General features: G+C 20.7%; 3 protein-coding genes. 2 read left to right on the forward strand and 1 reads right to left on the reverse strand.

Annotated features, from left to right (window positions below):
- Nucleotides 1-750 precede the first annotated feature (750 nt).
- Nucleotides 751-1,884 carry a replication initiation protein gene (locus tag GBZ86_RS13550; protein ID WP_152891504.1) on the reverse strand — a complete coding sequence of 378 codons (1,134 nt, stop codon included), beginning with the start codon at nt 1,882-1,884 and terminating at the stop codon, nt 751-753.
- 456 nt (nt 1,885-2,340) lie between these two features.
- Between GBZ86_RS13550 and GBZ86_RS13555 the strand changes: the two genes are divergently transcribed.
- Nucleotides 2,341-2,751 carry a ribbon-helix-helix domain-containing protein gene (locus GBZ86_RS13555; RefSeq protein WP_152891506.1) on the forward strand — a complete coding sequence of 137 codons (411 nt, stop codon included), beginning with the start codon at nt 2,341-2,343 and terminating at the stop codon, nt 2,749-2,751.
- 573 nt (nt 2,752-3,324) lie between these two features.
- Nucleotides 3,325-3,621, forward strand: coding sequence for a hypothetical protein (locus GBZ86_RS13560; RefSeq protein WP_152891508.1), 297 nt, complete (start codon nt 3,325-3,327; stop codon nt 3,619-3,621).
- The last annotated feature ends 227 nt before the right edge of the window (nt 3,622-3,848 follow it).

A 3,848-nucleotide genomic window follows, 5' to 3' on the forward strand; every position in this document is an offset into this window, starting at 1 on the left:
TAACATTAATTCCTATTAAATTTGATTTTAAAATTATATATTAGAGTAATATTTTTTCATTAAACTTTTTCTTTTTTTAGCTTAAAAATTATTTTATTTTTATATTATTTTAAACAAAAACTATACAGTTTTTATTTGTTTTTTGTTTAAATTCCTCTTATTTTTAGAATATAAAACTTGTAATTTTGTGGGTCAAACGTGGGTTTTTCGTGTGTTTTTTGTGTGTCAAGCGTGGGTCAGTTGTGTGTTTTTTCATACTTTCATGTACCCATGGAAATCCTAGGCACTGCCTAGGTCTCCACCTTGTGTGGGGACAATTTCCCCTTATGCTCTACCCCAATAAAAAGATTATCTATTTTTTTATCCTAAAAATTATTTTATAATCCATTATTGGGTGAGGGAATAATTCATTTTTTTCTTATTTTCAATCTAAAAAATTCTTAAAAATTTATTAATGGTTCCAAAAAAGTATTAATAAAAATTATATATTTTTAAATTATACGTTCTACATTTTATTTAAAAATATGTTTATTAAATTTTACAGTTAGTTATGTTTTTTTATTTTTTTAGATAAAATTCTTTTTATTAATTTTAATTTTTTTCTCTTTCTTAAATACTTTTTATAGTATTTAGTTTTACTTTTTTATTGATTAATTATTTAATAAGATAAATGATTTTTCAAATTTATTTTTGCTTAAAAAAAGTAATAGACTTAATCTATTTTTATTAGATCAAGTCTATTACTTTTAATTATTTCTCCCAACCGAGTAACTGTTTTTCTAATGAATCATAATCATATTCTCGTTGAGAGTAATTAGTAAAATTTAATGTTTTAGTATTTTCATTTTCAGCTTTTGTTGCTGCTATTTCAGATTTTGTTTTTAAATTTTCTAATATACCATTAAGAAATTTTACAGGAGCAGTAATTTTTTCTCCTTCTTCTTTTTTACCTATAAGAATATTAATAGCTCTATTAAATATATCTTCACCATAAGTATTTAAATTTCTTTCTAGAGTTTTAGCTGATATTTTTATTTTATTTATTTGTAATTCCTTTATAGCTTTCATGATTGCAGATGATACTATTTTTTCAACATCTACAACTGGAGCATTTGTTGTCACTTCTTTAGCTGTATCTTCTATAACTACTTGTTCTTTTAAAAGTTTATTTCCATCGTTATTTATATTTTTAAAATTATAATGTCGTGGTTCATGATCTATTACAAAGAAAGTTATAGAAATAGTTTTTTTTCCTTTTTTATTTTCTATAAAAGAAATATTCATATTTAATTTTTTTTCTATCTCCTTAATAGAAGGTTGTAAAATTCTATTCTTAAAATCAGCATATAATTTATATTTATTTTCCACTTTGAAAAATTCTTTTAATTCATCGATTGTATATGTAACCTCTTTTTTACTCCCACTCCACATTCTTAAAAGTTCATATAGACGTTGAGTATAATATCCCTTAGCTTGTCTTACCATTTTAACATCTATAGGTGAATAACCAAATTCTTTATAGTTCATTAAGATTTTATAAAAATCATCTTTTATATACAAATAAAATTCATCATTACTTTTATCTCTTTCCCAGTTATTTAATAAACCAGTTCCACTAGAATATTTAGGCGTATTATATTTAATTGATACTGTACGCCAATTTTCTAATAAAGTTTCTATATTTTTTACTGAACATTCATTACTATGTTGAAAAATATCTTTTATTTCATCAAATGTTATTATCGCTAAACGCTCTTTCTTATTATTAATTTTTTGACAACTATACATGATTTTATTAAATAATTTATATTCATTACTTTTTAATACAATATTAGAATTAGCCATTATTATATCATTAGATTTAAATAAAATTTCTTTATCCATATTTACACTATTCCCTTTTTTATTATTTTTACTGTAATTATATGTTAATATTATTATGTCATAAAGTCAATGTTGTCATAATAAAAAACGGATTTGTCATAATAAAAAACGGATTTGTCATAATAAAAAACGGATTTGTCATAATAAAAAACGGATTTGTCATAATAAAAAACGGATTTGTCATAATAAAACTTTAAAAACTTAGCATTCATGCGTATTTGAAGTATGCCTAAATACATTAAATACAGTTAAATACATTAAATACTTATAAATACTACTACAGTTTAAAATGTTGTGGTTGTATTTATTTTAATTTTGAAAATTACTATTAATAAAAAAATGGTATAACATAACCTCTATTAAATTAATTAAATCATTAGATGTTTTAGTAAAAGAAAGATGTATAATAAAATTAACATATTTAAAGTTTTTAATTTTGGAAGTGAGGTTATTTAAATGGATAAAGAAAGAATACACTTTAGAATAGATAAAACATTAATAGATTATGTAGATAAAATAAAAAAGAAAAATAACTATACCAATAGAAGTCAGGCATTAGAATTTATAATAAAAGAACATGAAAAAAATCTAAATTTAAATATGGAAACTATGATAGATCTTATTGGAGATAGAGTTTCTAAAAATATAAAAGAAAATATGTTAACACTAAAAAAATCTAATAATCATACAGACAGAAATGTACAAGTTTTATTAGAAATGATGAATGGATTTTATATAAAAGAGAACTTTCCAAATATTTTTACACTTGATGAAGAAGAACATGTAGGTTATACAACTGCTAGGAAAGCAGTTGACAATAGAATTGAAAAACAAAGGTTATTAAAATTAGAAAAAAATTTTAAATAAATATATCTAACGTAATAATATAAAAGAGGACATAATAATTTATCTTAAAAAAATCATCCTGTCCTCTTTTATATTATTACGTTTTAATGCACCTATAACGCTCTGAGATTTATTTTTGTGCGACAAACATATATTATCATTAAATTAATACAAATCTGCTCTAAAAGAGTTTTAATGCATTTAAAAATAATTTAATTATTTTTAAATGCATTAAATTAGACTTTAAAGTTAATACCACATCAAATTAAGAACATACCACATATATAATTTCTGATTTTTTTATAAGTTTATTAACATTTTTGAACTATATTAAATCTAATAATTTTATGTTTTAAAAGTGCTTAGATTTATGTTTACATATGTTTTTTATATAAATTTAAAGAGATTTTTAACAAGTAATTATAAGTAATACTAAGTGTTACTTATGGTATACCTTGAAAAACAAAAAGTACTACTAAAGTAATTTTTAGTAGTACTTTTTTGCATAGCACAATCAAATGTAACTTTACAGAAACTTTTAATCTAATGTTAATTGCAATAATTTAATTATAGTTTTTTAAAAGGAGATTGCACATGAAAAAGATAGTAAATAAAAAAAACATAATGAATATTTTTTTTCAAGATTTTTACACAAATAAGTTTTTTAAAAAAACACCATTAGGTTATATTTATAAACAACAATTAACTAAAAAAGAATTTGTTGTTCCAGAAAAGATTAAAAATAAAATAATTTTATATCAACAATGTTATATGATTTTCATTTTTTCCTTTACAATTATTTTAGGTTTTGTAAATATATTTTTACCAATTATTTTATTTATAACAATTCCAATATATTTTTTAATTGAAAAACTATTAATAAAAAATTAAAGGAGGTTCTAAGTATGAACAAAGCAAAAAAATTTTTTGATAGACATAAAAAAATATCTTACTTAGGAAATTTTTTTATAAGCTTATTTGGAATTATCATCCCTAATTATTCATGAAAAAATAAAAATCATAATAGATATGGCTTAAAATAATGCTTTTCTACAAAAAAAAATTCACCTATTAGGTGAAAAAGTATAGAAAAAAGGATTCAACCCTGTTATTGTTAA

It is taken from the genome of Clostridium tarantellae, assembly GCF_009295725.1.
GTDB lineage: Bacteria > Bacillota > Clostridia > Clostridiales > Clostridiaceae > Sarcina > Sarcina tarantellae.